General features: G+C 48.2%; 26 protein-coding genes. 8 read left to right on the forward strand and 18 right to left on the reverse strand.

Annotated features, from left to right (window positions below; all coding sequences use genetic code 11):
* Positions 1–65: 65 nt before the first annotated feature.
* Entirely contained in the window at positions 66–1,280 is a 1,215-nt protein-coding gene (locus IEX98_RS09215) for an MFS transporter (protein WP_188888666.1), read from the reverse strand.
* 256 nt (positions 1,281–1,536) lie between these two features.
* Complete coding sequence (locus IEX98_RS09220; protein ID WP_188888667.1) at positions 1,537–1,902, reverse strand: winged helix-turn-helix transcriptional regulator; 366 nt, start codon at positions 1,900–1,902, stop codon at positions 1,537–1,539.
* 244 nt (positions 1,903–2,146) lie between these two features.
* Between IEX98_RS09220 and IEX98_RS09225 the strand changes: the two genes are divergently transcribed.
* Positions 2,147–2,701 (forward strand): NAD(P)H-dependent oxidoreductase, encoded by a 555-nt coding sequence (locus IEX98_RS09225; RefSeq protein WP_188888668.1) that lies wholly within the window; start codon positions 2,147–2,149, stop codon positions 2,699–2,701.
* Positions 2,702–2,805: 104 nt separating this feature from the next.
* Here the strand turns inward: IEX98_RS09225 and IEX98_RS09230 are convergent, their stop codons facing one another.
* Entirely contained in the window at positions 2,806–3,465 is a 660-nt protein-coding gene (locus tag IEX98_RS09230; RefSeq protein WP_188888669.1) for a pentapeptide repeat-containing protein, read from the reverse strand.
* 154 nt (positions 3,466–3,619) lie between these two features.
* Between IEX98_RS09230 and IEX98_RS09235 the strand changes: the two genes are divergently transcribed.
* Genes IEX98_RS09235 through IEX98_RS09245 form a run of 3 tightly spaced genes read left to right on the forward strand, consistent with a single transcriptional unit; the run spans position 3,620 to position 6,604 of the window.
* Positions 3,620–3,826, forward strand: coding sequence for a helix-turn-helix transcriptional regulator (locus tag IEX98_RS09235; RefSeq protein ID WP_188888670.1), 207 nt, complete (start codon positions 3,620–3,622; stop codon positions 3,824–3,826).
* Position 3,827: 1 nt separating this feature from the next.
* Complete coding sequence (locus tag IEX98_RS09240) at positions 3,828–4,274, forward strand: hypothetical protein (RefSeq protein ID WP_188888671.1); 447 nt, start codon at positions 3,828–3,830, stop codon at positions 4,272–4,274.
* Positions 4,275–4,315: 41 nt separating this feature from the next.
* Positions 4,316–6,604, forward strand: coding sequence for a preprotein translocase subunit SecA (locus tag IEX98_RS09245; RefSeq protein WP_188888672.1), 2,289 nt, complete (start codon positions 4,316–4,318; stop codon positions 6,602–6,604).
* A gap of 54 nt (positions 6,605–6,658) precedes the next feature.
* Here IEX98_RS09245 and IEX98_RS09250 read toward each other — a convergent pair whose 3' ends face one another.
* The 4 genes from IEX98_RS09250 to IEX98_RS29355 all read right to left on the reverse strand — a co-directional run bounded on the left by IEX98_RS09250 (position 6,659) and on the right by IEX98_RS29355 (position 8,383).
* The gene (locus IEX98_RS09250; protein ID WP_268237827.1) at positions 6,659–7,006 is read right to left on the reverse strand and encodes a sensor histidine kinase; all 348 of its coding nucleotides are present in this window, start codon (positions 7,004–7,006) and stop codon (positions 6,659–6,661) included.
* 35 nt (positions 7,007–7,041) lie between these two features.
* Positions 7,042–7,269 (reverse strand): hypothetical protein, encoded by a 228-nt coding sequence (locus IEX98_RS09255; RefSeq protein WP_188888674.1) that lies wholly within the window; start codon positions 7,267–7,269, stop codon positions 7,042–7,044.
* A gap of 36 nt (positions 7,270–7,305) precedes the next feature.
* The gene (locus tag IEX98_RS09260; RefSeq protein WP_188888675.1) at positions 7,306–8,073 is read right to left on the reverse strand and encodes a nucleotidyltransferase domain-containing protein; all 768 of its coding nucleotides are present in this window, start codon (positions 8,071–8,073) and stop codon (positions 7,306–7,308) included.
* 175 nt (positions 8,074–8,248) lie between these two features.
* Positions 8,249–8,383: a hypothetical protein gene (locus IEX98_RS29355; protein WP_268237828.1), complete on the reverse strand. Its 135-nt coding sequence runs from the start codon at positions 8,381–8,383 to the stop codon at positions 8,249–8,251.
* A 56-nt stretch (positions 8,384–8,439) separates the two neighbouring features.
* Here IEX98_RS29355 and IEX98_RS29530 point away from each other — a divergent pair, with 56 nt between their 5' ends.
* Entirely contained in the window at positions 8,440–8,595 is a 156-nt protein-coding gene (locus IEX98_RS29530; RefSeq protein WP_188888676.1) for a tyrosine-type recombinase/integrase, read from the forward strand.
* A gap of 182 nt (positions 8,596–8,777) precedes the next feature.
* Here IEX98_RS29530 and IEX98_RS09270 read toward each other — a convergent pair whose 3' ends face one another.
* From IEX98_RS09270 to IEX98_RS09300, 7 genes are all read right to left on the reverse strand, one after another.
* The gene (locus IEX98_RS09270; protein ID WP_188888677.1) at positions 8,778–9,620 is read right to left on the reverse strand and encodes a sulfurtransferase; all 843 of its coding nucleotides are present in this window, start codon (positions 9,618–9,620) and stop codon (positions 8,778–8,780) included.
* 5 nt (positions 9,621–9,625) lie between these two features.
* Complete coding sequence (locus IEX98_RS09275) at positions 9,626–10,462, reverse strand: MerR family transcriptional regulator (RefSeq protein ID WP_188888678.1); 837 nt, start codon at positions 10,460–10,462, stop codon at positions 9,626–9,628.
* Positions 10,463–10,501: 39 nt separating this feature from the next.
* Positions 10,502–11,263 (reverse strand): ABC transporter ATP-binding protein, encoded by a 762-nt coding sequence (locus IEX98_RS09280; RefSeq protein ID WP_188888679.1) that lies wholly within the window; start codon positions 11,261–11,263, stop codon positions 10,502–10,504.
* 11 nt (positions 11,264–11,274) lie between these two features.
* A complete protein-coding gene (locus IEX98_RS09285; RefSeq protein WP_188888680.1) occupies positions 11,275–12,027 on the reverse strand; it encodes an ABC transporter permease in 753 nt (250 codons plus the stop codon).
* 124 nt (positions 12,028–12,151) lie between these two features.
* A complete protein-coding gene (locus IEX98_RS09290; protein WP_188888681.1) occupies positions 12,152–13,324 on the reverse strand; it encodes a phosphotransferase enzyme family protein in 1,173 nt (390 codons plus the stop codon).
* A 2-nt stretch (positions 13,325–13,326) separates the two neighbouring features.
* Positions 13,327–14,244, reverse strand: coding sequence for an ABC transporter substrate-binding protein (locus IEX98_RS09295; protein ID WP_188888682.1), 918 nt, complete (start codon positions 14,242–14,244; stop codon positions 13,327–13,329).
* A gap of 91 nt (positions 14,245–14,335) precedes the next feature.
* On the reverse strand, positions 14,336–15,346 hold the full coding sequence (locus IEX98_RS09300; RefSeq protein ID WP_188888683.1) for an ABC transporter substrate-binding protein: 1,011 nt from the start codon (positions 15,344–15,346) through the stop codon (positions 14,336–14,338).
* A 185-nt stretch (positions 15,347–15,531) separates the two neighbouring features.
* Here IEX98_RS09300 and IEX98_RS09305 point away from each other — a divergent pair, with 185 nt between their 5' ends.
* On the forward strand, positions 15,532–16,221 hold the full coding sequence (locus IEX98_RS09305; protein WP_188888684.1) for an HAD family hydrolase: 690 nt from the start codon (positions 15,532–15,534) through the stop codon (positions 16,219–16,221).
* 104 nt (positions 16,222–16,325) lie between these two features.
* Here IEX98_RS09305 and IEX98_RS09310 read toward each other — a convergent pair whose 3' ends face one another.
* Positions 16,326–16,688, reverse strand: a complete 363-nt coding sequence (locus tag IEX98_RS09310; protein ID WP_188888685.1) for a hypothetical protein — start codon at positions 16,686–16,688, stop codon at positions 16,326–16,328.
* Between the two features lie 171 nt (positions 16,689–16,859).
* On the opposite strand from IEX98_RS09310, the gene IEX98_RS09315 reads away from it, so the two are divergent.
* Positions 16,860–18,293, forward strand: coding sequence for an alpha/beta hydrolase family protein (locus IEX98_RS09315; RefSeq protein ID WP_188888686.1), 1,434 nt, complete (start codon positions 16,860–16,862; stop codon positions 18,291–18,293).
* Between the two features lie 27 nt (positions 18,294–18,320).
* Here IEX98_RS09315 and IEX98_RS09320 read toward each other — a convergent pair whose 3' ends face one another.
* Positions 18,321–19,316, reverse strand: a complete 996-nt coding sequence (locus IEX98_RS09320) for a MerR family transcriptional regulator (protein ID WP_188888687.1) — start codon at positions 19,314–19,316, stop codon at positions 18,321–18,323.
* Positions 19,317–19,500: 184 nt separating this feature from the next.
* Between IEX98_RS09320 and IEX98_RS09325 the strand changes: the two genes are divergently transcribed.
* Positions 19,501–20,391: a hypothetical protein gene (locus IEX98_RS09325; protein ID WP_188888688.1), complete on the forward strand. Its 891-nt coding sequence runs from the start codon at positions 19,501–19,503 to the stop codon at positions 20,389–20,391.
* A gap of 134 nt (positions 20,392–20,525) precedes the next feature.
* On the opposite strand, the gene thrS is transcribed toward IEX98_RS09325, so the two are convergent.
* Together thrS and IEX98_RS09335 are read right to left on the reverse strand one after the other, a co-directional pair.
* A complete protein-coding gene (gene thrS / locus IEX98_RS09330; RefSeq protein ID WP_188888689.1) occupies positions 20,526–22,436 on the reverse strand; it encodes a threonine--tRNA ligase in 1,911 nt (636 codons plus the stop codon).
* Positions 22,437–22,842: 406 nt separating this feature from the next.
* Positions 22,843–23,646, reverse strand: a complete 804-nt coding sequence (locus tag IEX98_RS09335) for an alpha/beta fold hydrolase (protein WP_308421771.1) — start codon at positions 23,644–23,646, stop codon at positions 22,843–22,845.
* Between the last annotated feature and the right edge of the window lie 124 nt (positions 23,647–23,770).

Raw genomic sequence — 23,770 nt, forward strand, 5'->3', positions numbered from 1 at the left:
AAAAAGCCAGAAAAGGCGTTAAGATGCCTCATGCTGGCTTTACAAATTCTCGAACAGGCTCCGCTTTAAGCACTTGCACGCTGTACGCGCTTGCCTCCGGTGAACATATTAAGCCCGAAGCACAGAATCAGAATGATTCCAGCAACGACATATGGGAAGTTCAAATTCACATCAAATAGCATTCCAGCTGCTATCGGTCCGATAATATTGCCAAGGCTGGTAAAGGAGGAGTTAAGTCCTGCCACATACCCCTGCTGTTCTTGTGCGACCATGGACATTTGCGTACTGATGGCGGGGCGTAAAAGATCAATAGCCAAAAATATAACAAAGGTAACTGCAAAGATCAGCCAATATTGATGGACTAATAACGTTAATAGGACGAACACCCCTGCAGCGAGCAGGCAGAGTGTAATGATCATCTTCTCACCCAGACGGTTCATGAGCCAGCCGAAAATGGTCAGTTGAATTAACGCACCCCCAATGGAAGCAAAGGTGAAGATAAAGGCAATATCCTTCGGTGTGAAGCTGAACTTGTGGTCAACGAACAGGCCAAAGACCGCTTCATAATTCGCAAGTCCAAAGGACATGACGAACACAATGATTAAGCTGATAAAATACGGTTCGCGATAAGAGAAGCGCAACTGCTGAAGCAGACTTCTTTTCGGTGCAGAATGAGACACTGCCTTTTCGTTATTGTTATCACCTTTCGCAATAGAAGGCAGCGATTCCGGCAATATAACTGTCGTAAGAATTGCAGCGACAAGGCCCGCAGCTCCAGCAGCAAAAAACGGAACCCGAATACCGAACTCCGCAATATAGCCTCCAATTCCAGGAGCAATGATATAGCCCGTCGAGATCGAAGCATTGATGAAGCCCATCCCTTTGGCACGCTCTTCCTCAGTCGTAACATCCGCTGCATAGGCCATAATAGCAGGCATAATAAGCGCTCCGCTAATGCCCCCCAACATCCGGGATACAAAGAGCAGCACGGCCGAATCAGCTAGTCCGAAGATCACCTCCGCACAGGCGAAGACCAGCATGCCAGCCACAATGATGCGCTTGCGTCCGAAGGAATCGGACAGCCGTCCTGCCAGCGGCGAGAAGACCAATTGTGTGAACGAAAAGGATGCGACAAGCAAGCCTGCAATGCTTCCGTTAACGTCCAACATCGTTATGTATTTAGGGATTACGGGTATAACCAGACCGATACCGGCGAAGACCAAAAACAAGTTAAACATCAGAAGCAGCATAACGCCCCTATTTTTGAACAATAAAGCCATCTGTTTGTCCTCCAACCCTCGCCAATTCTCATCATGACCACTTAGTAAACATAAACATATAAAAAGTATACTGTAAATGTAATGCACAGATTACCTAGTGTCAATATATACTTTTTAAATTAATATGTTTACTATATAGGGTAGGCATTCTAAATCCCTATAGCATGGCTAGAGGAAAAGGCGTGATCGTGAGAAACCAGATAATTCTAACGAAGCTTAATTAGTCAACACGGGTATCGATTCTAGGGTCAGTGTACTAATGGGATGGTTGATCTTGCTTTTCCTTGTTCTTTTTCTGCTCGATGTGATAAAATCCCCACCCGCACATGTCATTAAGAACGGTACTGAGCGTTTGTCCATGTTCGGAAATAAAATATTCCACTTTAGGCGGAATCTCCTGATACACCCTCCGAACGACCATGCCATCCCGTTCCAGCTCACGAAGCTGGCTGGTCAGCATCCCCTGGGTAATGGCTGGAATCATCCGTCTGAGCTCTCCGAATCGTTTGGTGCCTTCCGTCAGCAAAATATATAAAATAATCGGCTTCCACTTCCCTCCAATGACTTGGAGAGTTGCTATGACTCCATTGGTTAGATAAGAATTGTTTATATCTTCGGCCATCGATGATCCCTCAATTACTCATATTTTCTTGCGAATAATCGTATTGTAACAAACGTTTGGCGGTTAACCAATACACTGAAAAAATGTACTTAGTACGCTTTAGCATACTAATGAAAATTCGGTAACTAAGGTACTTTCAACCCGACTTAGTATGAAAAAACAGCGTACTTTACAGGAATTCTTTCCTCAAGAATAATGGAGCAGTCAAGCGCTGACACCATCTTATGGAGAGAGGAAGATTCCCATGAAAATTCTAGTCATTGTTACTCACCCGTCCTTCGATCAGTCTCGAGCCAACCGTGCTCTTATTAATGAACTGAGTCCGTATGATAATATTGATGTTCACAACCTTCACGACGAGTACCCGGATTGGAACATCGACATCGAGAGAGAACAGCAGCTGCTGACCAAATATGACCGAATCGTGCTTCAATTTCCTTTGTTTTGGTACAGTACCCCGCCGCTGCTCAAAAAATGGCTGGACGATGTGTTAGCGTACGGATGGGCGTATGGAACAGGCGGCGATAACCTGAAAGGCAAAGAGTTCATCGTGTCAACAACAGCGGGCGGCAGTGAACAGGATTATCGTTCGAGCGGCAGTTACGAGTTCACGATGAATGAGTTCTTGAGACCATTACAGGTCAGCGTCAAATATACCGATGCCATCTACCTGCCTGAATTCGTTGTATACGGAACATTGAAAGCCACAGATGACCAACTGAGTTCAGAGGCACGCAAGTATGTCGAACATATCCGTGCATCCGCAGATGTACTGGTTGAAAATACAAAGGCCTCTTAAGATAAGCAACTCCGTTCAATATTGACCAGAGAACAAAACAAACACACCGGTTCAAGCTGCTATAGCTTGGAGCGGTGTGTTCACTTTGTCGCGTTTCGCGGCCTCTAAATTTCGCGACTAGGATCAAGCACTAAAGCTTCTCCATTAACCTTGACGTGCTCTGTGATCATCGTGCCCCAATCTGGAAGATGTTGTGATTCCCCTAAAAACCTGCTTCCGGCTAAAGATCCGTTATCCATCTTTGCTCCTGCAAAGAGACATCCCTCGAATTTACAATACATGAGATGAGCACCGCGAAAGCTAGCGTCCGAGAAGCGGCAGCGGAGAAACGATACGTCTCTTCCCTTCGTATGGCTCAAATTGCTGCCTGTAAAATCACAATCCTCAAATTGCTCGCCAAACGCAGCATTCTTGAGAATTGCCTTATGAAACGAACAATGTTTGAATATCTTCGTGATGAATCTGCCATCTAGTTTAACCCCATCAAAATGGCAATTCGTAAAAGTAGAATAGATTAAGCCGCCGCCAGGCTCGAAAACTGCATATGATAAATCAAGGTTTTGTACAGTAAGATACTGCATGGACTCGGTCAGAACGACTCCTCGAAAATCCTCTAACCCGTCAGCGGTTTGGCCATAAGGCGACAGAGGGAAAGAGCGGTCTTTTTTATGCAAATTTTGTTTTCCAGTTACAGCAGCTAATGCCTTGTTGACGGCAGCGATCTGAGCTGGCTCCCACCTGGCAATCAATTGCTTTTTGTTCAATGAGTGAACCTCCTCACATCACAATTCATTTTAATTAATACTACCATAATTCGTAGATGACTATGATTATTTCCAAAATGCAATAGATCCTTTACATTTCACCAGACATAAATTACAATAACTTCTAATCAAGGACTAGAAGGGATTCTCTTATATGCTAGTGAATAAAGTTCGTGAACTGAGAGCCCGCTTCAGATGGTCGCAGCAAGACCTGGCGGATGCCATTGGAGCCACTCGTCAGACAGTAGGGTTAATTGAGAAAGGAGACTACTCCCCTTCCATTACGCTTGCGCTTAAAATTGCCGCAGCTTTCAAATTACCTGTGGAGGAAGTTTTTTATTTAAAGGAGGTGGAGGAATAAGATGTTAACACGGATTATACGCTCTCCCTTACTTTCACTCACCCTATTTCTTAGCACATTAGGTTTGGCTTATCTATTAAAGCTGATGCTGACAGGGGAACTTTCGACTACGACGGGAAGAATCTATTGCGCCATCTTCGTTATCCCTCTAGGCGTGCTGTGGGTGTTGCTTGTAAGGACTTATAATCGAAGAAATCCGAAAGACCGTATTAGTGTCTGGGCCGTAATCCCGTTTGAAATTCGGGAGGTGGATGAGGGACAGCAATGGATCTCATTCAAAGCTTGCCGGAACGTCTATATTTACTACGGCTGTGGTTTACCCTTTGCTGCAATAATCATCCTATTGATACCACCCAATGCTGTCTATACTTTAATCACCTTCGGCTTGCTCGGATTGGGCCAATTTCTTGTCTACGGTCTAACAATGTGGAAGTATAGCCGCGTCTAATTCTGCTGTGCGAATTTCTATCGAGGGGAGAGCAAATGCCTATGAATGCAGCCGTCAAGTTCATGCAAAAACTTAATGACCGCGATAACCAGAACAAGCTGAACGTCTATCAGGCCAAAGCTGAGCTCATTAGGGAGCGGAATTTGGAAGCATGGGATGATGGGCAGCTTCAAGCGGAATCCCTCCGTCTGCAAAAGGAAGCAAAGTCGGGTACATCATTGGATGGGCTGCTTATTGATGCTTATGCGTTAGTCTGCGAGGCAGCGAAGAGAACACTTGGCCTGCAGCCTTACGATGTTCAGATCATGGCTGCTATCGCTCTGCACGAGAGATTTTTAATCGAGCAGCATACCGGTGAAGGTAAAACGCTCTCTGCTGTTATGCCAGCTTATCTTAATGCGCTAACCGGCGAAGGCGTTCATGTGCTGACATTTAACGATTATTTGGCAAAGCGGGATGCGGAGTGGATGGGCCCGATCTATCGTTTTCTCGGGTTAACGGTAAACTCGGTTCAAGCGGGCATGAGCCTGCTCGAGAAAAGGGAAGCGTATGCCCAGGATATCACCTATGTTACGGCTAAAGAGGCGGGGTTCGATTATTTGCGCGACACGATCGCACTGGGCGAAGCCGATACCGTGCATCGTCCTTTCCACTATGTCATCGTCGACGAAGCGGATTCGCTGCTTCTTGACGAAGCGCGAGTACCGCTAGTCATCGCTGGCGAGTCGGGCTCTTCCGGCAATGAAGGTTTTCGCTTTGCTGAGGTGGCCCGGCAGCTTGAGCAAATGGAGCATTACGACTTCGACGAGTCCATGCGGAACGTTTATTTGAATGAAACGGGCTCTGCAAAGGCAGAATCGCTGCTAGGCTGCGGCAATTTGTACGAAAGCCATAATAATCATTTATTATCATCATTAAATTGCGCGCTGCATGTAGAAACATTATTGAAAAAAGATGTAGATTACATCGTCCGGGACGAGAAAATCGAGCTGATCGACGAATATACCGGCCGTGTGGCGGAGAATAGGCATTTGCCGGACGGACTTCAAGCCGCGCTTACGGCTAAAGAAGGGCTGCAGTCGACATCCGGCGGGAAAATTCTCGGGACGATTACCCTTCAACACTTCCTCAGCCTATATCCGAAGGTTTGCGGGATGACGGCTACCGCCTACGCTTCCGCTTCGGAATTTGAAGCTATTTATGAACTGCAGGTTGTGCAAATCCCGCCGAAACGGCCAAACATACGGATCGACCATCCGCGCCGGATTTATACGCATAAAGAAGCCAAACTTAAGGCGCTTGTACAAGAAATCTCGTCCGTCCATGCAACGGGACGTCCGATTCTCATTGGTACGTCTAGCGTCGAGGAATCTGACACACTGGCGGAGGCACTAGCAGCTGCCGGCCTGTCCTGCCATGTTCTGAATGCGAGAAACGATGCAAAAGAAGCGGAGATCATCTCCAAAGCTGGAGAAATCGGCGCTGTGACAGTGTCTACGAATATGGCAGGACGCGGCGTTGACATTCGGCTCGGCGGCGGCAACCTCTTGCAAGCAGAAGTTGTGGCCAAGCTGGGCGGATTGTACGTAATTGGTACGCATGTGAACGAAAGCGTGCGGATCGACAACCAACTGCGCGGGCGCTCTGCACGCCAAGGCGATCCGGGAGCTTCTATATTTTTCGTAAGCTTGGAGGACGAGTTGATGCTCCGGTTCGGCATCGATAAATGGGTTCGTGGTCTTAGGCAAGACGAGCCCCTCGAAGATCCGGTACTTCAGAGCAAAATCTCGCATATTCAGCGCGTTGCTATGGCTCAAAACTTCGATATTCGTCAGGAACTGAACTATTATTCAGATATGGTGGAGGATCAGCGGCGAATTTTATACGAGGAGCGGCTCGGAATTTTGAAAGGCGAGAAGCCGATGAGCCCATCGGAGCAACGGGTACGGCTTTTTTATATCGACGAGTTCTGGGCGGACCATCTAGTATACGCTTCTTACATTCGCGAAGGCATCCACTTGGAGAGCCTAGCCAGCCGCAATCCGATGGACGAATTCCATGCACTAATCACCCAAGCCTACGAGGAAATTCCGGCTAAAATAGATAGAGCGTCGGCGGATATGCTTGTAAGACTCGGAGGTTCGAATGATCCTGCCGAGTGGGAAAAGCTCGGTCTCAAGAGCCCTGCTTCCACTCGGACTTATATGATCAGCGACCACTATATCCAGAACAAGCGCAGCTCATGGACACCAATGACGGTAATGGCTTATTATTTACGTAAAGGCCTCAGGCTGGTTTTAATGCCGATAATCAAACTGCCAAAATATTGATATCGTGCAGTTTCATAATTTGTGAGAGGCGAGGGGTAATCCTCGTCTTTTTATCTAACCAATCAGTGGAAAACGAATGGCAACCATCGTACCCTGCCCTGCTTCGCTGCTAATACGGATAGAACCTTGATGCTGGTCGACGATCCAGTGTGCAATCAATAGCCCTAAGCCCGCTCCTTGATCCCATCTATCTCTAGCGTAATCACCCTTATAGAAGCGATTAAATACGAGCGGCAAATCACTTTTCAGAATCCCCGCTCCGTTATCCTTAACGGTTATGAGAACCGATCTCCCCTGCTTGACGCATCCCAGATCAATTTGTCCATGCTCCTGCGTAAATTTAATAGCGTTGTCCAATAAAATCATGAACAACTGCATGAGTCTATCCTCATCTCCATTCACAAGTAATTCTGCACCTTCAACATGGAGTTGCAGCTCTAGTTGCTATAATCCATTATCGGCTCTATGTTTTTGGCAATCTCTTTCATGATGTCATCAACTCGTACAGGTCTGCATGAGATGACTTCCTCGTGTGAATCGCCTCTTGCCAACAAAAGCAACCCGCTGACCATTTTGCTCATTCTTTTCGTTTCTTTCAGAATAGCTGCGATTGGAACGCTTTCTTCCTCGATCGTATGATCGGGATGACGCAGCAGTAACGTCACTCGCTTCTCAGAGTGCCCCGGAGCGTTAATATGGTGTTAGCCGAAGGAAGTTCTGGAAGCAGCCATTGCATTTAAAGCGTTCTCAAAATAGCTATATACTTCATCTGCAATTCCCAGAAACTCTTCAACAAGTACATTACTATCCAAGTAACAAGCATACAGATAATCAACTAAAGCGGAGTCAATCTCACAATAGTTTAATATGGCATTCTTCATCTTAATAATGTCATCTTGCCATACACCTGTATCTTCTAAAACCAAAGAGTATAATGCACGAATTAATCTCTTAGAGTAACCTTTAATATATCTAGTTTTCATTGTGTTATCACTAGCATTAGAAAGTAAACTATGTATACGATTTACTTCCTCCTTGGTCTCTGTATTTAAGTCTATAATGAACTCTGGAGAAATAATTATCGGTGGTACTTTTTCACCTACATCATGACCATATATGCAAACACAAATTATCTTTACCCAAAAACCCCACTCATTTGGTTTACTTAATACATCGTCAATCGAGCAAATTATAGTATCAATCTTAGTTACTATTGGATATTCTTCCAAAAGCCTGTCTTTAATATTTGACATTCTTTCGTAATCAATATCTTTGGGATTTTCACATACAATAGTAAAGTCTGCATCTGACTTAAAAGGTTTAGCAGTTCCTTTTGGAATCGAGCCACACATATAAATGCTATGAATCTTACCTTTAAATTCGGCCAGTATATTATCTATATACTTATCAACAAAATCCTTATATTCACTTTGTATTACAATTCTATTTATAACTTTTTCTAATATCATATAGACTCCTCCTAAACCAAGAACTTCTTTCGGCTAACGTCTTTTGCGAACTTCGTAAATTCGTCATGACTTAAATTATTCGCGAAACCATTCAACTATCCTGCCCGTTAGCGTAACGGCCTTTCTTTAAATACTACGTATATGCCTTGTCCGCTTGGATTTCCAGAATTTATAATTATTGTACACCCGGACGTTCAAGTGCTTCCTTCGGTTCCTCCACGACGAAGGCTACCTGCAAACCGACCTCGCCTCTCGTATCAAGCGGCAAAAGGTTGCAGAGGACACCATCGTCGCTTTCAAGAATGAGCAAGTGCTGCAACTGCTTGCCGCACCGGTCAGTGGGAGTAAACAGGCTTCCAGGACTATGTGTTGCTCACCGTACTTTTCGACACAGGACTGCGGATCAATGAGGCACTGAACCTGACTGTGAACGACTTGAGCCCAACCGACAAAACGATCACCGTCCGCAACAACGTTGCCAAGAACGGCAAGTCGCGCCTGTCTGTCGATGGACACAAGTAAAGCCACTAAGCGTTCCACAACCACCTGACCCGACCGTCTCGCTGTGGCTGATTCCGGGGTTCTTGCAACTGCTTTCGCTGGGTTCTTGTTTGCAAGCTGTTTACAGAAAAGCCCAAAGAGGGCTGCAACAGGTCATTTGTTACTAACCTGTCGCAGCCCTCCAACCCGCGTTCCACGCGGCCTTACGCCTTGCCTTCCTCCCCCGTCGCCACCGGATTCTCATCATACGAAGTCCAATCGCTCCAGCTGCCCACATAAAGCTTCACATCGGTATACCCAGCTTCCGTGAGCGCAAGCACATTCGGACAGGCCGTAACTCCGGCTCCGCAATAGACAATAATCTCCCGATCTAGCGGAATCGACTTAAAGCGTTCGCGCTGATGAGCAGCGTCAAGGAACACGCCCTCTGGAGAGCCGTCCTCCCAATAGTGATTAATGGCCCCCGGAATATGGCCAGCTTTCAAATACTTCGACGTATCCTCGCCTGTGTAACGCCCGTGAATACGCGAGTCCATCAGTACACGATTCCCAGCGCCGATCCCTGCCTTAACTTCCTCTATTGTCGCTTGAAGACTATCATTCACACGGGGAATGAACCTCTTAGCCGCAGGCTGAGCGATCTCCGTTGTAACAGGAAATCCGCTCGCCTGCCAGCCCGAGAAGCCATCGGCCAATAGCTTTACCCGCTCATGCCCAGCGTGCTTCAGCATCCACCATAACCGTGAAGCGATACTGCCTCCTTGATCGTCGTAGACAATAACTTCCGTATGTTCATCAATGCCTGCTTGGCCCAGCTTAAGAGCAAATAGATCTGCGTCAGGCAACGGGTGGCCTCCGCCATGCTCCTCCTTGGGACCCGAGAGATCATGATTCAAATCGAAAAAAACCGCCCCGGGAATATGCCCGAGCCGATACGCTTCCTCTCCCGCCGACGGCTGACCCAGCACGAATCGGACATCTGCGAATACTGTGTTCGAATCATGAAGCCGCTCATAAGCTTTGGAGGCAGAAATTAAATAAGACATTGGCGTTAACCCCCAATAGGTAAAATAAGTTCGGTAATATAATTGTCGCTGACCGTCGTGCTCCAGGGGTCGATAATATAACGCTCATAGGAAGCCCCTTGCAGCGGTATGCCTTGCTCTTTGGCCCAGTCCTGGACTTTGCCGTAAGTGTCGGAGATGGTCCGGTAATCGCCTTTATGGACGACGCTTAACGCCTCGAAGCCGCCGACCTCTGTCGTCATCGCTTCATTCGTCTCTTCTTCAATAACAGCGGTGTAACAATCGACTCCTGTGAAGGTATGATGAATACGCTGATCCACATTATCGAAATACAGCATGAACGGCCCGTAGGCGTAAATGTTATTTTTGTTGCATATTTCAACCAGCAAGTTGCTGTACAGAAATTCGATATCGACGTTTTGCGATTTCTCCAGCTCATAGTGGAACTTCAAGGTCCGATAGCGGGGAACGCTCGAAATTTCGATCTTATTTTCCCCGGTCGGTTCGGCAAGCAGTGTCTCCCCTTGCTCCAGCAGCCTTTGCCATTCCTTAATCGCAAAATGCTTCTTCTGCAGCTCCGCCATCTGCTTCTCGACGATAAGCAGCTCCTTGGCCATGTAATCTTCCAGCACGTCGAAATTAGACCGCTCCAGCATCCGGCTAATATCTTCCAGCTTAAAGCCAAGCTGCTTATAATATTTGATGACCGGTATTTTCCGCATGCCTTCGATGGAATAGTAACGGTAGTTGGTTTCAGGTGCGATCCGCTCGGGCTTCAGCAGGCCGATATCATCATAATAACGAAGTGTCCGAATCGGAATGTTGCATAGCTTCGCTACCTCTCCAATGGTGTACCATTTCATGCCGAGCCCCCCTTTTTTTGACCAATTAACCAACCCGCTCTACAAAAGCCCTTTAATCGCTTCTTTCATCATTAACAGCTCTGGATTCAGCAGCCTTCCCGGCTTGTTGCTGCGGTCGAATTCAACCGAAATCTCTTCCTTCACGACCCCAGGCCTCGACGACAGCACATAAATCCGGTCCGACAGCAAAATCGATTCTTCAATATCATGCGTTATAAAAAGAATCGTGACACCGAGCTCCTTCTGAACCTCAAGCAGCCATGTTTGCATTTTCCCCTTCGTTATGGAATCCAATGCGCCGAATGGCTCGTCCAGCAGCATAATTTCTCCGGAAGCAAGGAAGGTGCGCAAGAAGCTTGCACGCTGCTTCATCCCTCCGGACAGCTGGCTCGGATACCGGTGCTCATAGCCTCTAAGCCCGATCCGGTCAATCAGTGCATCCGCCTTCGCCCTGGAAGCCTTCTTATCGAAGCCCTTCAAGTCCAGCGGCAGCACAATATTGTCGAGTACGGTCTTCCATGGCAGAAGCAGATCCTTCTGCTGCATATAGCCGATTTCCCCGTTCACATGCAGCGTTCCCTCATCGGCCGGTACAAGTCCCGTGATGATATTGAACAAGGTGCTTTTTCCGGAGCCGCTTGGTCCAAGAATCGATACAAACTCGCCTTTGCTAATGTTCAATGAGACTTTGTTCAGTATCTCTGCAGAACCGTAAGACTTGCTGATACGGTCCAGCGTAATCAAGGCTTCATCGCCGGAAGAAGCCGGCACTTTCTTTTCCAATACCGCTCTATCCTGCATGGCAACCTCCGCTATTTCCAGTGAGTCGTTTTTTTGGCAACATAGTTAATCACATAAATGAAGGCGACACTGACGATGACGATGACCAAAATCGCCGCAAACACTTTATCCAGCGCATAAGCATTTTTAGTCCGCACCATGTAGACGCCGATCCCCTTCGTTCCGCCCTGCCATTCACCGATAATCGCCGCCATAATCATATAGGTTGCCGCGATTTTGAGCCCGGAGAACAGATTGACAAGCGCATAGGGAAGCTTCAAATGAATAAACGTCTGCAGCTTGGATGCTTTATAGGAATGAAATAAATTCAAGTAATCCTTGTCTACCTTCTCAAAACCGTCCACTAGACTAATACAAATGGGGAAAAAGCACACCATAACGATAATAAGAATTTTCGGCAAAATTCCAAACCCAAACCAGACGATAAGCAGCGGAGTAAGGGCGATAGTCGGAATGGTCTGAGAGACGATCAGAATCGGATAAATCGACTTCTTCACGACCTGGAAGCTGTCCATTAGAATGCCTAATACGAACGCCAAAGCGATCGATAGCGCAAAGCCAAGGACCGATTCATACAGCGTCGTGCCCACATGGCCTGCAATGGCGCTAAAATCACTAACGAGCGCATTCACCGTATCCAGCGGGGAAGGCAAAATATATAAGGGAATATGGGCCAGAGTAACAATCAGCTGCCACAGAATGACCGCAAGGAAAAGGGTAGCGATCGGATAAATCCTCTGGTCCAGTTTCTTCAGTCTGTTCATACGTAAGTCACGCCCTTAATCGCTTTGCTTTCATGTAATCTATTCAATATACTATAATTCCGATATGATTAATAATAAAATTACCAACATCCCGATATTCTGTCAACGGACAATCTTCGCCGTTCTAGCTGTGAATGCCATATCGCTGCTCCAGAAACGCAAGCAACTGCTGACCAGCAGGGCTTGCAAACCATTTTGCATGTCCCAATAAGAAGCTGTCGTAGGCAATATCTGCATTAGAGACCGACCCGACAATACCGGTAAAATAATCGATCTCCGACAGTGCAAATTCTACGTGTACCAGCGGAAGCATCGCTACGAGCGCTGCCGCCTCTTCACTGCTCAGGGGACGAGTCGATTCATAGCCGTCCAGCAGCGCTTTAAGCTGTCCATAATGAACGACATCCTGGCAATCGCTCTCTTCCAAGGCAAGCCATTCAATCGTATTGCGTTCAATAGCGGTAGCCAGATCATAGACGGCATTCGTCCGGTCTGCGAGGCCAAAATCCAGAATCGTCTCCACACTTGACGTCCCTCCGGCAAGCTCTGCATCGCTCCAAAGCAGATTGGAGGCATGCCAGTCATTATGGGTCCAGAGCGGTTCGAGCTTCCCAAGCCATGGCTCAAGGCGGGAATAGAGCGGCATGAGCACCGTATCCAAATCCTGCTCCAAATTTCGACCGCGGATATAATCCGATAACGCCGCCCTTTGACCCATGTAAGCAGCCATCGCCGCTCGCGGATTAGCCGATCCGAAGATCGAGAAGCTGGACACGAGCTGACGGCCCGCTCTTGGCGGGGCGTCGTAGCCCTCGGCAGCAAGATGTACTCGGGCTAATGCGTCTCCGGCTGCATAAGCATGAGCTTCCGACAGAAATGGACTCCAAGAGACGGCATCGCGGTACAAGTCCAAGCCCTGGGCTAACCGGTGTATTTCGTAGGTCCATTCTCCGATTTCGAAGGCTGTCTGGCCACCGGCTCCGGCAATGATATCGCTGACCGGAATTCCCCGATCCCGCAAATGCCGGATCAACCGGTGCTCTTCAGTCAATCCGGCCTTATCCCGGACGGAATGATGATGCCTTTTAATAAATAACGATTCAGAAGATGTTGCTGCAATTGTCGCACTGGAGAACGGGCGCGGACTGTGCCAAGTAAGGGCGGAAGCCGGCTCCAAATCCGGATACCGGCTAAGAAGCTGATTCGCCTCCTCCAGCGTAATTGGCGCCCAGTCCGGGCGGACAAGCGTCGTTCCCATTCCATGCGCTTGTACTTCTGCCGCTTTGATCTCGCTCATCATTATTCCCCCTGAGGCAGGAAGGCATTAGTATAGGCGCCCTTCCAACCATCGCGGTTCTTTAAGATGTCATGATCAGCCAGCCATTCCGCATAAGGGGCCATCAGCTCCGTTCTTTGCACGCCCCATACGCCGTTATGCAGCCATGTTGGTGCAATAAGCGGCAGCGATCGTTCGATGAGACTGGCAGGGAAATAAGGAATAATGCGTTCATATAGCGGTGCAGCCTTCAACGGCTCAGCTGCCAATGCCTGAAAGCCCCGTGCCGTAGCTGCCAGAAATGCGCGTACTGTCTCCGGATCCCGTTTCGTTGCTTCTTCCTGTGTGCCGAGCAAATAGCTGTGATAAGGCGGTGCGCCAATCTCATCTACTGGCCATATGATGCGCTCTTCGTCCGGCACTGCCGTATCCATTAGAATTTCCCACGCCCAGTAGCTGCCGAAGGTCGCATCCGCCGCTCCTGCTGCAATAGCATCTGGAGTTAGCTCTCGTGCACCGCTGTTCACGATAATAATGCCGTCCGGATCTCCGCCATCGGCTTTCACCAGCTGACGGATCATTGCCAGTCCTCTCGGCGTCGGATTCATCGCAACCCGCTTCCCGCTCAAATCAGCCGGACGCCGGATTCCGGTGCTGCGAACCGTTTGCACCGTCTCCATCCCCCGGTGGTTAATCGCTGCTACGCCGATAACGACAGGCAGTTTCTCCCGCTGTACGAGAAGCCGGTTGCTGGGGAAGATACCGAAATCGGCATCTCCTCTAGCCAGATACGCCAGTGTGTCTCCCCGTTCAGGGTCGTACACCGTAAATTCCACGTCCAGACCCGCTTCCTTATACCAGCCCTGCTCACGGGCATAATAGAATCCGGCGGCATTCGTCCAAGGATAAAAATATTCCAGCATCACTTTTACATTTTTCATACGGCAACATCCTTTTCTTTAAGGTCTGTTTCTTGGCATGCGATTTCCCTATAAAACGTCTATCTAATGGCGCTCCGGCTCGGCTGCTCACTTACTTCGGCAAAAACTCGTTTGTGAAAGCATCCTCCGGCTTCAAATCCGATTCCAGTAGTCCTCTGTTCTTCAGAAACTGTGCGTAAGCACTCCATACTTCCGTCTTCATCTGCCCCCAAGCAGGCGCATCTGCAATGTACTGAGCGGCTAGAAACTTCTGGCTTTCCACAGCAAGCTGCTTGTCGATCTCGGGCGCATGCTTCAGCAGCAGCTCAGCGCTCTCCTCCGGATGATCAATGGCGTACTGATAGCCCTCTTGTGTAGCCTTCAAGAACTTGCGCACTTTCTCTGGATCTTTGGCGATCGTCTTCGTCCCCGTGATCAGAATAGGTGTGTAATAATCGAGTGCAGGATCAAGATCCCTCGCCGGAATATAGGTCAAGTCAACGCCTTTCAGTTTAGCTTTCACGCCGGTCCAGCCTTCGAAAATCCACGCAAAATCTACATTTTTCAGCGTGGCGGCGAAGAAATCATCGTTGCCGATATCCACATGCTTCAGCTTGCTATAATCGGCTCCGTTCTTTTCCATAACGGCTTGAAGAATCGCTTCCTCAGAAGGGGAGCCCCAGCCGCCGTAAAATTTGCCTTCGAAGTCTTTGACGCTGTTAATATTTTTATCCTTAGGCGCCGCGAAGCCGGAGGTGTTATGCTGAATAATGGTCGCAACTGCCTTAATCGGCAGCGGATTTTTACTTGTTAATGCGAAGGTAACGTCCTCCTGATAGCTAACGCCAAAGTCGCCTTTCCCCGCTGCAATTAGAGTCGAAGTTGTGCCTTCGGACGGCTGCACAATTTCTACATCCAGCCCTTCATCCTTGTAGTAGCCCTTCTCAAGCGCAACATATAACCCGGTATGGTTCGTATTTGGCGTCCAGTCGAGAATGACTGTTGTTCGCTCCAGCCCTTTCCCTCCTGCACTTTCTTGCTTTGATTCATTGCTGCCGCAAGCGGATAATACCGCTATCGACACCATCCCCAAACTGAGCAGTAACAATAAGCTCCGTTTCATATCGCAATCCTTCTCCTCTCGTCGTTGCAAAAATAAATTCTATTCCGATAGATTTAATATGGTATGAAAAAATAATAACCCTCCATTCGACTGGAGGGTCAAGCGTTTTATTCGCTTTTATGCCAATATAGAAAGAGTTGGACTCATTTTAATGGAAGGCTAGACCACGAAGGAGGGAAAAACATATGCATATCGCATTGCTGGATTGGGACAATACGCTGCACCGGGGCTATACCATATATGGATTAGCAGATTATTTAATGGAGAAAGGAATCGTGACGCGCGAGCTGCTTCATCACTTTAAGGAGCTGGAACAGCTTTATTTGACCGGCGGCATTTCCTATGCCGAATATACGGAGCGGACTTGCGAGTCATTCGCCCAGGGTTTGACCGGCTGCTCTGCACTTCTTTATAAGGAAGCGGTGCAGTCCTATCGTCCTTTTAATGAAGCTGCCTTATATGAAGACGTCCATGCGTTATTTCATTTGCTTAAAAAGCACAACGTCCATACCTATCTCGTAAGCGGAGCGCCGTTTGACGTGCTGAACACCTATGCCGAGGAGTTTGACCTTCGAGGCATATTCGCCTTTCAGCTCGAAGTATCGGGCGATACGCTGACAGGTCGCGTCTCTAGCAACTATGGTCTGGACAAAGAGCGAATTCTAAGCCATCCGCTCTTACAAGCTCCAGGTGCCGTTCACCTGCTCAGCATGGGAGACGCCGTCGCTGACATTCCACTGCTTGATCACAGCCTTATTCCTATTGTTGTAGGGAAGCAGCGTCTAGCCTTGCGCCCGGATTCGGATGCTATCCATTTTACCGGGGAGAAGTGGAATTTGGAGCTGCTGGAGGAGCGGATTAGAGGAATTGGTTGAAATTGTTCGTTCTATTATCCATTGCAAAAAACATCGCCTAAGAGTAAATAAACCGCAGGCGATGTTTGGAGTTATGGGCCAATTTGCTGCCGAAAATTGCGACATTATTTTATCTCGTTAATTACATATTCATTTAGTTTGTTCAGTCTATCCGTTACAAACATAATCTCTCGATTTTTTATTTTCATTAGTACATAAAGCGGAGTTTCTACGACATGAATTCTTTTGTCTGGCATATCCATAACTCCAATGCTATACCCGCTTATCCGATGTTTCGGATCATTTATTTCTTCCATATATTTTTGCTGGAAATCTTCACTGTTGTTTGGAACGTTATAGACTAGGAGAGTGTATTTAGGCTTCTGATCGTAAAATGATAATAATAGCAGGGCACCCAAAAATGCGACTGCGATTGAGATGCCCAAATAAAACAAGTACTTATTAATTCGATTGGTCGGGTTATTCATCGCTTTCTTCTTCCCTCCATTGTTTATAGAATGCTTTGCAATATAATAGCAGTTTAGAGAAAGTTAATAACTTAGAGATTGAAAAAGACTTGAATCTTCAGCTACTGGAGATTGTAAGATTTGATTTAGCTAGCAGCTAGCAGCTTACTCAAATGTGGAGGTTCAAATCTTATGAGGTCTTTGGAAATTTTATTTATTGTCATTAATATTTTGCTGACGGGCTGGCTTATATTTGCTAAAAACAAGCCGCAGCGTTTTCTCCTAATCGGGTTCGGCGTTTCCGCCATCTTTATGCTGATACATGGGGTTATAGAGGGCATGCGCTTGCCGATGATTCCTGCTTATGTGTTGACGGCATTGCCTCTCATCCTTTTCGTTGTCAGATCAATACCCAAGTCCGGAAAAGCTGAAGAACGCACAGCCCGTAAAGGTTCAAAGCTAAAGCTTATCGCAATAACAGCACTGGCGGTTATTTATTCAGCTGTAACCGTAGCACTGCCAATCCTGATTCCGGTATTCACCTTCAATAAGCCGGCAGGTCCCTATAAAATCGGCACAGTGGCCTATGATTGGAAAGATAATTCACGGGATGAAATTCTGACGTCTGATCCGGATGATAAACGCGAGTTAATGGTACAAATCTGGTATCCTGCTGATGCCAAAGCAAAAGGAAAGAAACAGGCTTATCATACTAACGTCGATGCGTTCGCTGAAGGCTATAGTAAAATGTTTAGTTTCCCTAAGCTGCTGTTTACTTCTCTAGGCTATGTTAAAACGCATGCCATCGAGAAAGCAGAAATTTCTAATGCGGAGCCGTCCTTCCCGGTGCTCATTTTTTCACACGGCCTGACTGGTAATAAAATGCAGAATACCTTCCAGCTCGAGCAATTGGTTAGTCAAGGTTATATCGTAGTCGGCATCGACCACACCTATAGCAGCACCGCTTCGGTTTTCCCGGACGGTCGTGTGGCCGCTTTACAGCTGCCAGAAATTAAAAAATTCTCCGATTTGGATAAAGCAAATGAACAATGGGTTGAAGATGCCAAGTTTGTACTGGATCAGGTGGAGCAACTGGCGGCCAATGATCCGGAGAAGCGTTTTACCGGCCGGATGGATATGAATAATGTCGGCATGTTCGGACACTCCTTCGGCGGAGCAACAAGCGTGCAAGTGTTAATGACAGATTCAAGAATTAAAGCGGCGATCAATATGGACGGAGCGTTATATGGTGAACTTCGTATTCCGGAAGATGGGCTGAAGAAGCCGTTTATGATGATGAGTGCAGATTCCAGCGTAGAGAATTTGAAGACCCCGACAGGCAATGAGCTGGATATGTCGAAGGAAATTTGGCCGCGATTCGCACATATAACTACAGGCGGCAGCTACTGGTTGATTCTGAACAAGACGAATCACCTCAGCTTTACCGATATGGTCCTGTTCTCGCCGTTATTTCAATTGATGCAAGGAAGCAATATCCGGGAAGCATTAGGCCTCATTAACGATTATTCGCTGGATTTCTTCGATCATTATTTAAAAAACAAGCCAACAAGGCTATTGGAGCAAAATATCGGCGAACATCCAGAATTTACGCTGCAAAGAGGCTAAAAGACACCATACGAACAGCCCGTGAGCCTAGCTTTCGGGTTGTTTGTTTTCTTGTTCGGATTGCATCTTTCGCTGCAAGTTTTGAATAAATACGTTGTTTCCTTCTGCGAGCAAGTTTAACTGCGGGCTCATAATGGCACACAACCGGTTGACACGATCAATAAGAGGCGTACTGGTTAACTCGACATGTTCCATGTAAGTATTAAGGAACTCCAGGTTATAAATCGTTTGCTCCGTATTGCTATAGAGCGCCAGCGACTCCTCAATAATCGCCTGAACCTCGGGGCTGTCGGCAGACTTTTTGTTCTCCAGCGCTTTGGTCAATCGGACATAAAACTGATCCAGCTTCTTAATCCACGTATCGGCATCATAACGGGGCTGAAGCTCTTTCACAATGAACGAGAAGTCCGTGTTTTTTGTATCTTCAAGAAATTGCCGATCGTTAATAATTTCCTGCAGCTCATTCCAAGCCGCTATTTGTTGAGCGGTTGTTTTCTCTTGATTAACAATATATTTATTAAAGTAATGCAGCATCGGACTCTGCCATTCTGCAGGAACTCCGTTAAAGAGATCGCCAGCCTCCACTCTCTCGGCAATAAACCGGTTTCTCTTTTCAACATTTGATGCTTTGGCTTGGACAAGATCGTAAAGGTAACGCATCGAATCCCCTTCCCCTTGTCCCTGCTTCGCTTGCTGTAAAATCGAGATCATATTGGTTAACGCGCTGGCCTGAATCGAGAGCGATTCAATCTGCCAGTCGAGTGCCTTGTCGACCGATAAGTTTCCAGAGAACAGCTGGCTAATCTCTTCGATGCTGAAATCCAGGTAACGCAGTGTTGCCGTCAATTCCAAACGCCAAATATCTTCTGCCGTATAGAGACGATGACCTCCCTCTGTATGACTGGAGGGCTTTACTAACCCGATCTCATCATAATAACGGATATTTCTGACCTTGGATCCAATCATTTTGGCTACTTTCCCAATTGAATAGGTTTCCGGCGCCATGTCGTCGTTTGAGTGCAAGGAATCCGCCTCCAAAATAATCAATTACAATCTTCAGCTGCTGAAGATTCATTACAATTATACTGTGTGGAGGAGGCGATTGCCCAATAGTACGGAAGCGACTTTAGGCAGTTACAGCGGACAACATTCATATGGTAATATATAAATGAAAATTTTGGAAGTGATGTTCGGGAGGTACATGCCAATGAGTGATACTGCGAAGGGTCATCACAAGCACGGGGAGCAAGCGCATATCGATATGCTGCCGCTGTTCTCCACCACCGACACTGGCGTGAAAATGACTTCTCTCCTGCCAGGGAGCCAAGTCGGACGTGTGGCTCCGGTGCTGCCGTGGCTGTTTGCAGCCTCGGTACTGTGGGCGCTGACAGGCTCCGTGCCGTTCGGCGCCCTGCTTGGCCTGGCGCCGACACCGGAGATCAGCAAGCTCCTCGGTCATCCTGTCACGGTGGGCGTCGCCGTGGTGCTGTTTTTCGTCGTAATCGGCGTGACTGGCGGCGTGTACTCACGAGGGGTCGAGCAATTCGGACAAATCAGGGTCGCCGGCCTGTTTGCGACGCTGGCGATCGCAGGAGGTCTCTTCGCAGGTGCGGGAGCCCTTCTGCTCTGGACGCTGACAAACAATCCATCACGCCCCTTCGACCTCGAAGCCATAGTTACTTCCCCAACAATCCCGCCAGAGCTCGGAGCAGTCGTCGGGGCTTGCTTCGCCCTCTTGGCTGCCTACATGCTCTTGAGGCTGCCCGTCTCAATCGCCCACGCCCGGCGGCGTCAGGCGGACATCCAGCGGCTTCGCGCGGAAGGTTCCTCCTTCATCGGGACGTTGACCGCCGTGAAATTCACTAACAGTTGGCTCTTGAATTACCCTATGTTCAAGGTAAAAGTAAGTTATATCTCGAGCGGTGCTCCTCGTGTCGTCTCAGCGCGCATGCGCACCACCGCCGACCGAGTTCCCGTCATCGGCTCGCGTATGCTCGTGCTGACGGACAATCGCGGAACCACCCTAGTGGAGCTGGACCCCTCCAATGAAACAGCTTTCGAGGTGGACGCAGGCAAATACACCGCACCGGACGGTTAATTTTTTCTTCGGTCCTATAATACACAAAAAGTCACATCAGAAATTAATCTGATGTGACTTTACCTGATATACGTTTTGCAGGTTCAATCAAACCAGCAAAACTAGTTATTCATGCAAAACTTCCCTCTTCACTATCACTTCGCCCCAATCTCCCCCAGAACCCGCTTCACGAAATCAGCGACTGGCTGCTGTCCCAGATCGCCTTCCTCCCGCTTCCTGACCGACACCATTCCCGAGCTCTGCTCGGCTTCGCCAAGCACAAGCATATATGGCACCTTCTCCAATTGAGCTTCGCGGATTTTGTAGCCCAGCTTTTCTGTGCGCATATCCACCTCGACGCGAATACCTGCCTCCAGCAAGCCCTGCTTGACCTCGAACGCATAGTCATTATAACGGTCGGAGACTGGCAGCAGCTTCACATGCACAGGCGCCAGCCATAATGGGAATGCGCCGCTGTAATGCTCCGTCAATATGCCCATGAACCGGTCGATTGAGCCGAATATCGCACGGTGAATGACGACCGGCCGGTGCTTCTGACTGTCCTCCCCAATGTAAGAGAGATCGAATTTCTCCGGCATTTGAAAATCCAGCTGAATTGTGCCGCACTGCCAGCTGCGCTTCAAAGCATCCAGGATGTGAAAATCGATTTTGGGGCCATAGAATGCGCCGTCCCCTTCGTTCAACACATAGTCGATTCCACGCTTATCGAGCACGTTTTGCAGAGAAGCTTCCGCCTGATCCCATAATTCCGGCGAACCCATGAAATCAGCAGGCCTTGTCGACAGCTCCAGTCTGTAGGCAAAGCCAAACACCTCGTACATTTCTTCGATCAAAGCAATAACTCCGTTAATTTCCGCTTCGATTTGATCCGGGCGAACGAATAAATGCGCATCATCCTGACAGAATGTCCGTACCCGCATCATCCCGTTCAGAGCGCCGGAATATTCATGGCGGTGCACTTGGCCGAACTCCGATACCCGAATCGGCAGCTCCCGATAAGAATGCAGGCTGTTTTTGTAAATAAGCATATGCCCCGGACAGTTCATCGGCTTGAGCGCAAACGTCGTCTCATCTACTTTCGTGAAATACATATTGTCCTTGTAGTGATCCCAATGTCCCGACTGCTCCCACATCCGATTGTTCATCATCAGCGGCGAGCGTACTTCAACATAGCCCCGCTTCTTCTGCAATTGGCGAGAGAAATCCTCCAGCTCCGTCCGGATCGTCATCCCGTTGGGCAAATAGAAAGGCATACCCGGCGCCTCCTCGGAAAACATAAACAGTTCCAGTTCTGTTCCAAGCTTCCGGTGATCCCGCTTCTTCGCTTCCTCCAGCGCGTGCAAATGCTCCTTCAGCTGCGCTTCCTTCGGAAATGCTGTGCCGTATATCCTTTGCAGCATTTTGTTATTCGAGTCACCCCGCCAGTATGCCCCAGCTACACTTAGCAGCTTAAAAGCCGTAATTCGCCCAGTTGATGGCAGATGCGGCCCCCGGCACAAATCGCTAAACTCGCCTTGATCGTAGATCGTGAGCACGGCATCAGCCGGCAAATCGCGGATCAGCTCCAGCTTGAGCGGGTCCTCTAACTCTCCGAAAAAGGCTAGCGCCTCCTCCCGGCTCACCACTCGGCGGCGAATCGGTAAATCCTGCTTCGCTATCACTCGCATTTCTGCCTCAATAGCGGCCAGATCGTCTGCAGATAATGGTTTTTCCATGTCGATGTCATAATAAAACCCGTCCTCGATGACCGGGCCGATCCCGAGCTTTACTGCCTTTTGCCCGTAGATCCGCTTAATTGCTTGCGCCATCAGATGAGCCGTGCTGTGTCTGTAAATTTCAAGACCTTCCTGGCTATCGAGCGTAATGATCTCGATTCTGCTGTCCGCCTCAATCGGTCTGTTGAGGTCTACCGAAACTCCGTTTATTTTACCCGCAACGGCCCTCTTCCCTAACCCCGGGCTTATCGACTCCGCCACTTGGGCGAGTGTCGTCCCTTGGACATACTCCTTTACTTTTCCGTCCGCCAACGTAATCTGGATTCCCACGATAAAAACCTCCTTGGATTTTTTTGAACGCAAAAAAACGCATCTCTTCCCACATAGGGACGAGTGCGTTCAGCTCGTGGTTCCACCCTCATTCGATTTGCCCGTGCCACCTGAACATACAGTCAGCATGACGCGCAACAAATCCTTCGGTATCCGGTAACGGGGATAACACGGTGATGATTACTGCCGGGCATACAAATCCGCAGGTTCACCATCACAGCTGCAAAGGGGTAATTGCCATCCGGTCGCAGTAGAGGCTCTCAGCTTTCGCCCCTCTCTCTGTACAGCCCTTGACGGAAATCATGTCTTTGGTCTTCGCCTGATCTATAATGTCACCCATTATAGCCGCGGTTACCCGCTCGAGTCAATTGGCATTTTTACGGTTCTGAATTTGCCGGACAGCTCCTTAATCCCTTGAAGCCTCGTAAAGTCTCTGTGCCAGCAGCGCCGGCTGCGTGCGAAAGAAGGTCATATGATCGCCATGTGATTTTATTAAGCGAAACACCCCGAGACGGCTCGACATATGGGGGTGCCAGCCATAGCCTTCCCCTTGCGGCAGGACATTATCCTCTGTCAAATACAAATAGCTGCGCGGTATTTGCAAACGGAAGAATGTCTTCAAATCGAGCTTCTCGAACAGCGGCTTAGCGGGTTCTGGCCTAATCTCATTGTATAACTGTGATGCGAGGGCATGGTCGGCCAAATTGACAAAGGTTTCTCGAAACAACGAGAAGGGCAGCATAATCGTATCGTCCGTCGACATTTCTCTCAATTGCGTGAACGCCTCTTGTACCGGAGGAGGAAGCTGATCGGCAAGTGACTGGCCATCGGCTACTACGAATCCGTCCATAAATACGAGCCGTTTGATGCGGTCCGGAACCAGCTCAGCCACCTTCTGAATAACCGATCCGCCAAAGCTATGGCCGACAAGAATAATATCATGCAAGTTATGAGCGATAATAAAATCCGCCACCGCCCTCGAAATCATGGCATGTGTCACATTCGTATTCGGGTCACTTCCATGTCCGGGGTATTCCGGTGCATAAACGGTATGACCTTGCCTTCGAAGCTCGGCGGCCACGCCATTCCAGAAACTAGCGTTGGCCCAAGAGCCATGCACAAGAACAAACGTCAGAGGCTGCACAGCTTCACGCGGCAGCATCGGGTAATAGCCGTAAACGCCAGGCTGATTCATTACGTATCTATTCATATGGAATATCCTCTCTCATGATTATTAGCCTAGTTTATGATGAGAATGGGCAATTGGTTCAAGATCGGCAGCTACTTCATTTAAGTGTGATTATGTGCAAAAATAAATAGAGAGCGCCGGTGAT

It is taken from the genome of Paenibacillus radicis (ex Gao et al. 2016) (genome assembly GCF_014641555.1).
Taxonomy (GTDB): Bacteria; Bacillota; Bacilli; order Paenibacillales; family Paenibacillaceae; genus Pristimantibacillus; species Pristimantibacillus radicis.

Coding starts and splice junctions, on each gene's coding strand:
- IEX98_RS09215 (WP_188888666.1), bottom strand. CDS start 1,280: ATGGCTTTATTGTTCAAAAATAGGGGCGTTATGCTGCTTCTGATGTTT.
- IEX98_RS09220 (WP_188888667.1), bottom strand. CDS start 1,902: ATGGCCGAAGATATAAACAATTCTTATCTAACCAATGGAGTCATAGCA.
- IEX98_RS09225 (WP_188888668.1), top strand. CDS start 2,147: ATGAAAATTCTAGTCATTGTTACTCACCCGTCCTTCGATCAGTCTCGA.
- IEX98_RS09235 (WP_188888670.1), top strand. CDS start 3,620: ATGCTAGTGAATAAAGTTCGTGAACTGAGAGCCCGCTTCAGATGGTCG.
- IEX98_RS09240 (WP_188888671.1), top strand. CDS start 3,828: ATGTTAACACGGATTATACGCTCTCCCTTACTTTCACTCACCCTATTT.
- IEX98_RS09245 (WP_188888672.1), top strand. CDS start 4,316: ATGAATGCAGCCGTCAAGTTCATGCAAAAACTTAATGACCGCGATAAC.
- IEX98_RS09260 (WP_188888675.1), bottom strand. CDS start 8,073: ATGATATTAGAAAAAGTTATAAATAGAATTGTAATACAAAGTGAATAT.
- IEX98_RS09270 (WP_188888677.1), bottom strand. CDS start 9,620: ATGTCTTATTTAATTTCTGCCTCCAAAGCTTATGAGCGGCTTCATGAT.
- IEX98_RS09275 (WP_188888678.1), bottom strand. CDS start 10,462: ATGAAATGGTACACCATTGGAGAGGTAGCGAAGCTATGCAACATTCCG.
- IEX98_RS09280 (WP_188888679.1), bottom strand. CDS start 11,263: ATGCAGGATAGAGCGGTATTGGAAAAGAAAGTGCCGGCTTCTTCCGGC.
- IEX98_RS09285 (WP_188888680.1), bottom strand. CDS start 12,027: ATGAACAGACTGAAGAAACTGGACCAGAGGATTTATCCGATCGCTACC.
- IEX98_RS09290 (WP_188888681.1), bottom strand. CDS start 13,324: ATGAGCGAGATCAAAGCGGCAGAAGTACAAGCGCATGGAATGGGAACG.
- IEX98_RS09295 (WP_188888682.1), bottom strand. CDS start 14,244: ATGAAAAATGTAAAAGTGATGCTGGAATATTTTTATCCTTGGACGAAT.
- IEX98_RS09300 (WP_188888683.1), bottom strand. CDS start 15,346: ATGAAACGGAGCTTATTGTTACTGCTCAGTTTGGGGATGGTGTCGATA.
- IEX98_RS09305 (WP_188888684.1), top strand. CDS start 15,532: ATGCATATCGCATTGCTGGATTGGGACAATACGCTGCACCGGGGCTAT.
- IEX98_RS09310 (WP_188888685.1), bottom strand. CDS start 16,688: ATGAATAACCCGACCAATCGAATTAATAAGTACTTGTTTTATTTGGGC.
- IEX98_RS09315 (WP_188888686.1), top strand. CDS start 16,860: ATGAGGTCTTTGGAAATTTTATTTATTGTCATTAATATTTTGCTGACG.
- IEX98_RS09325 (WP_188888688.1), top strand. CDS start 19,501: ATGAGTGATACTGCGAAGGGTCATCACAAGCACGGGGAGCAAGCGCAT.
- IEX98_RS09335 (WP_308421771.1), bottom strand. CDS start 23,646: ATGAATAGATACGTAATGAATCAGCCTGGCGTTTACGGCTATTACCCG.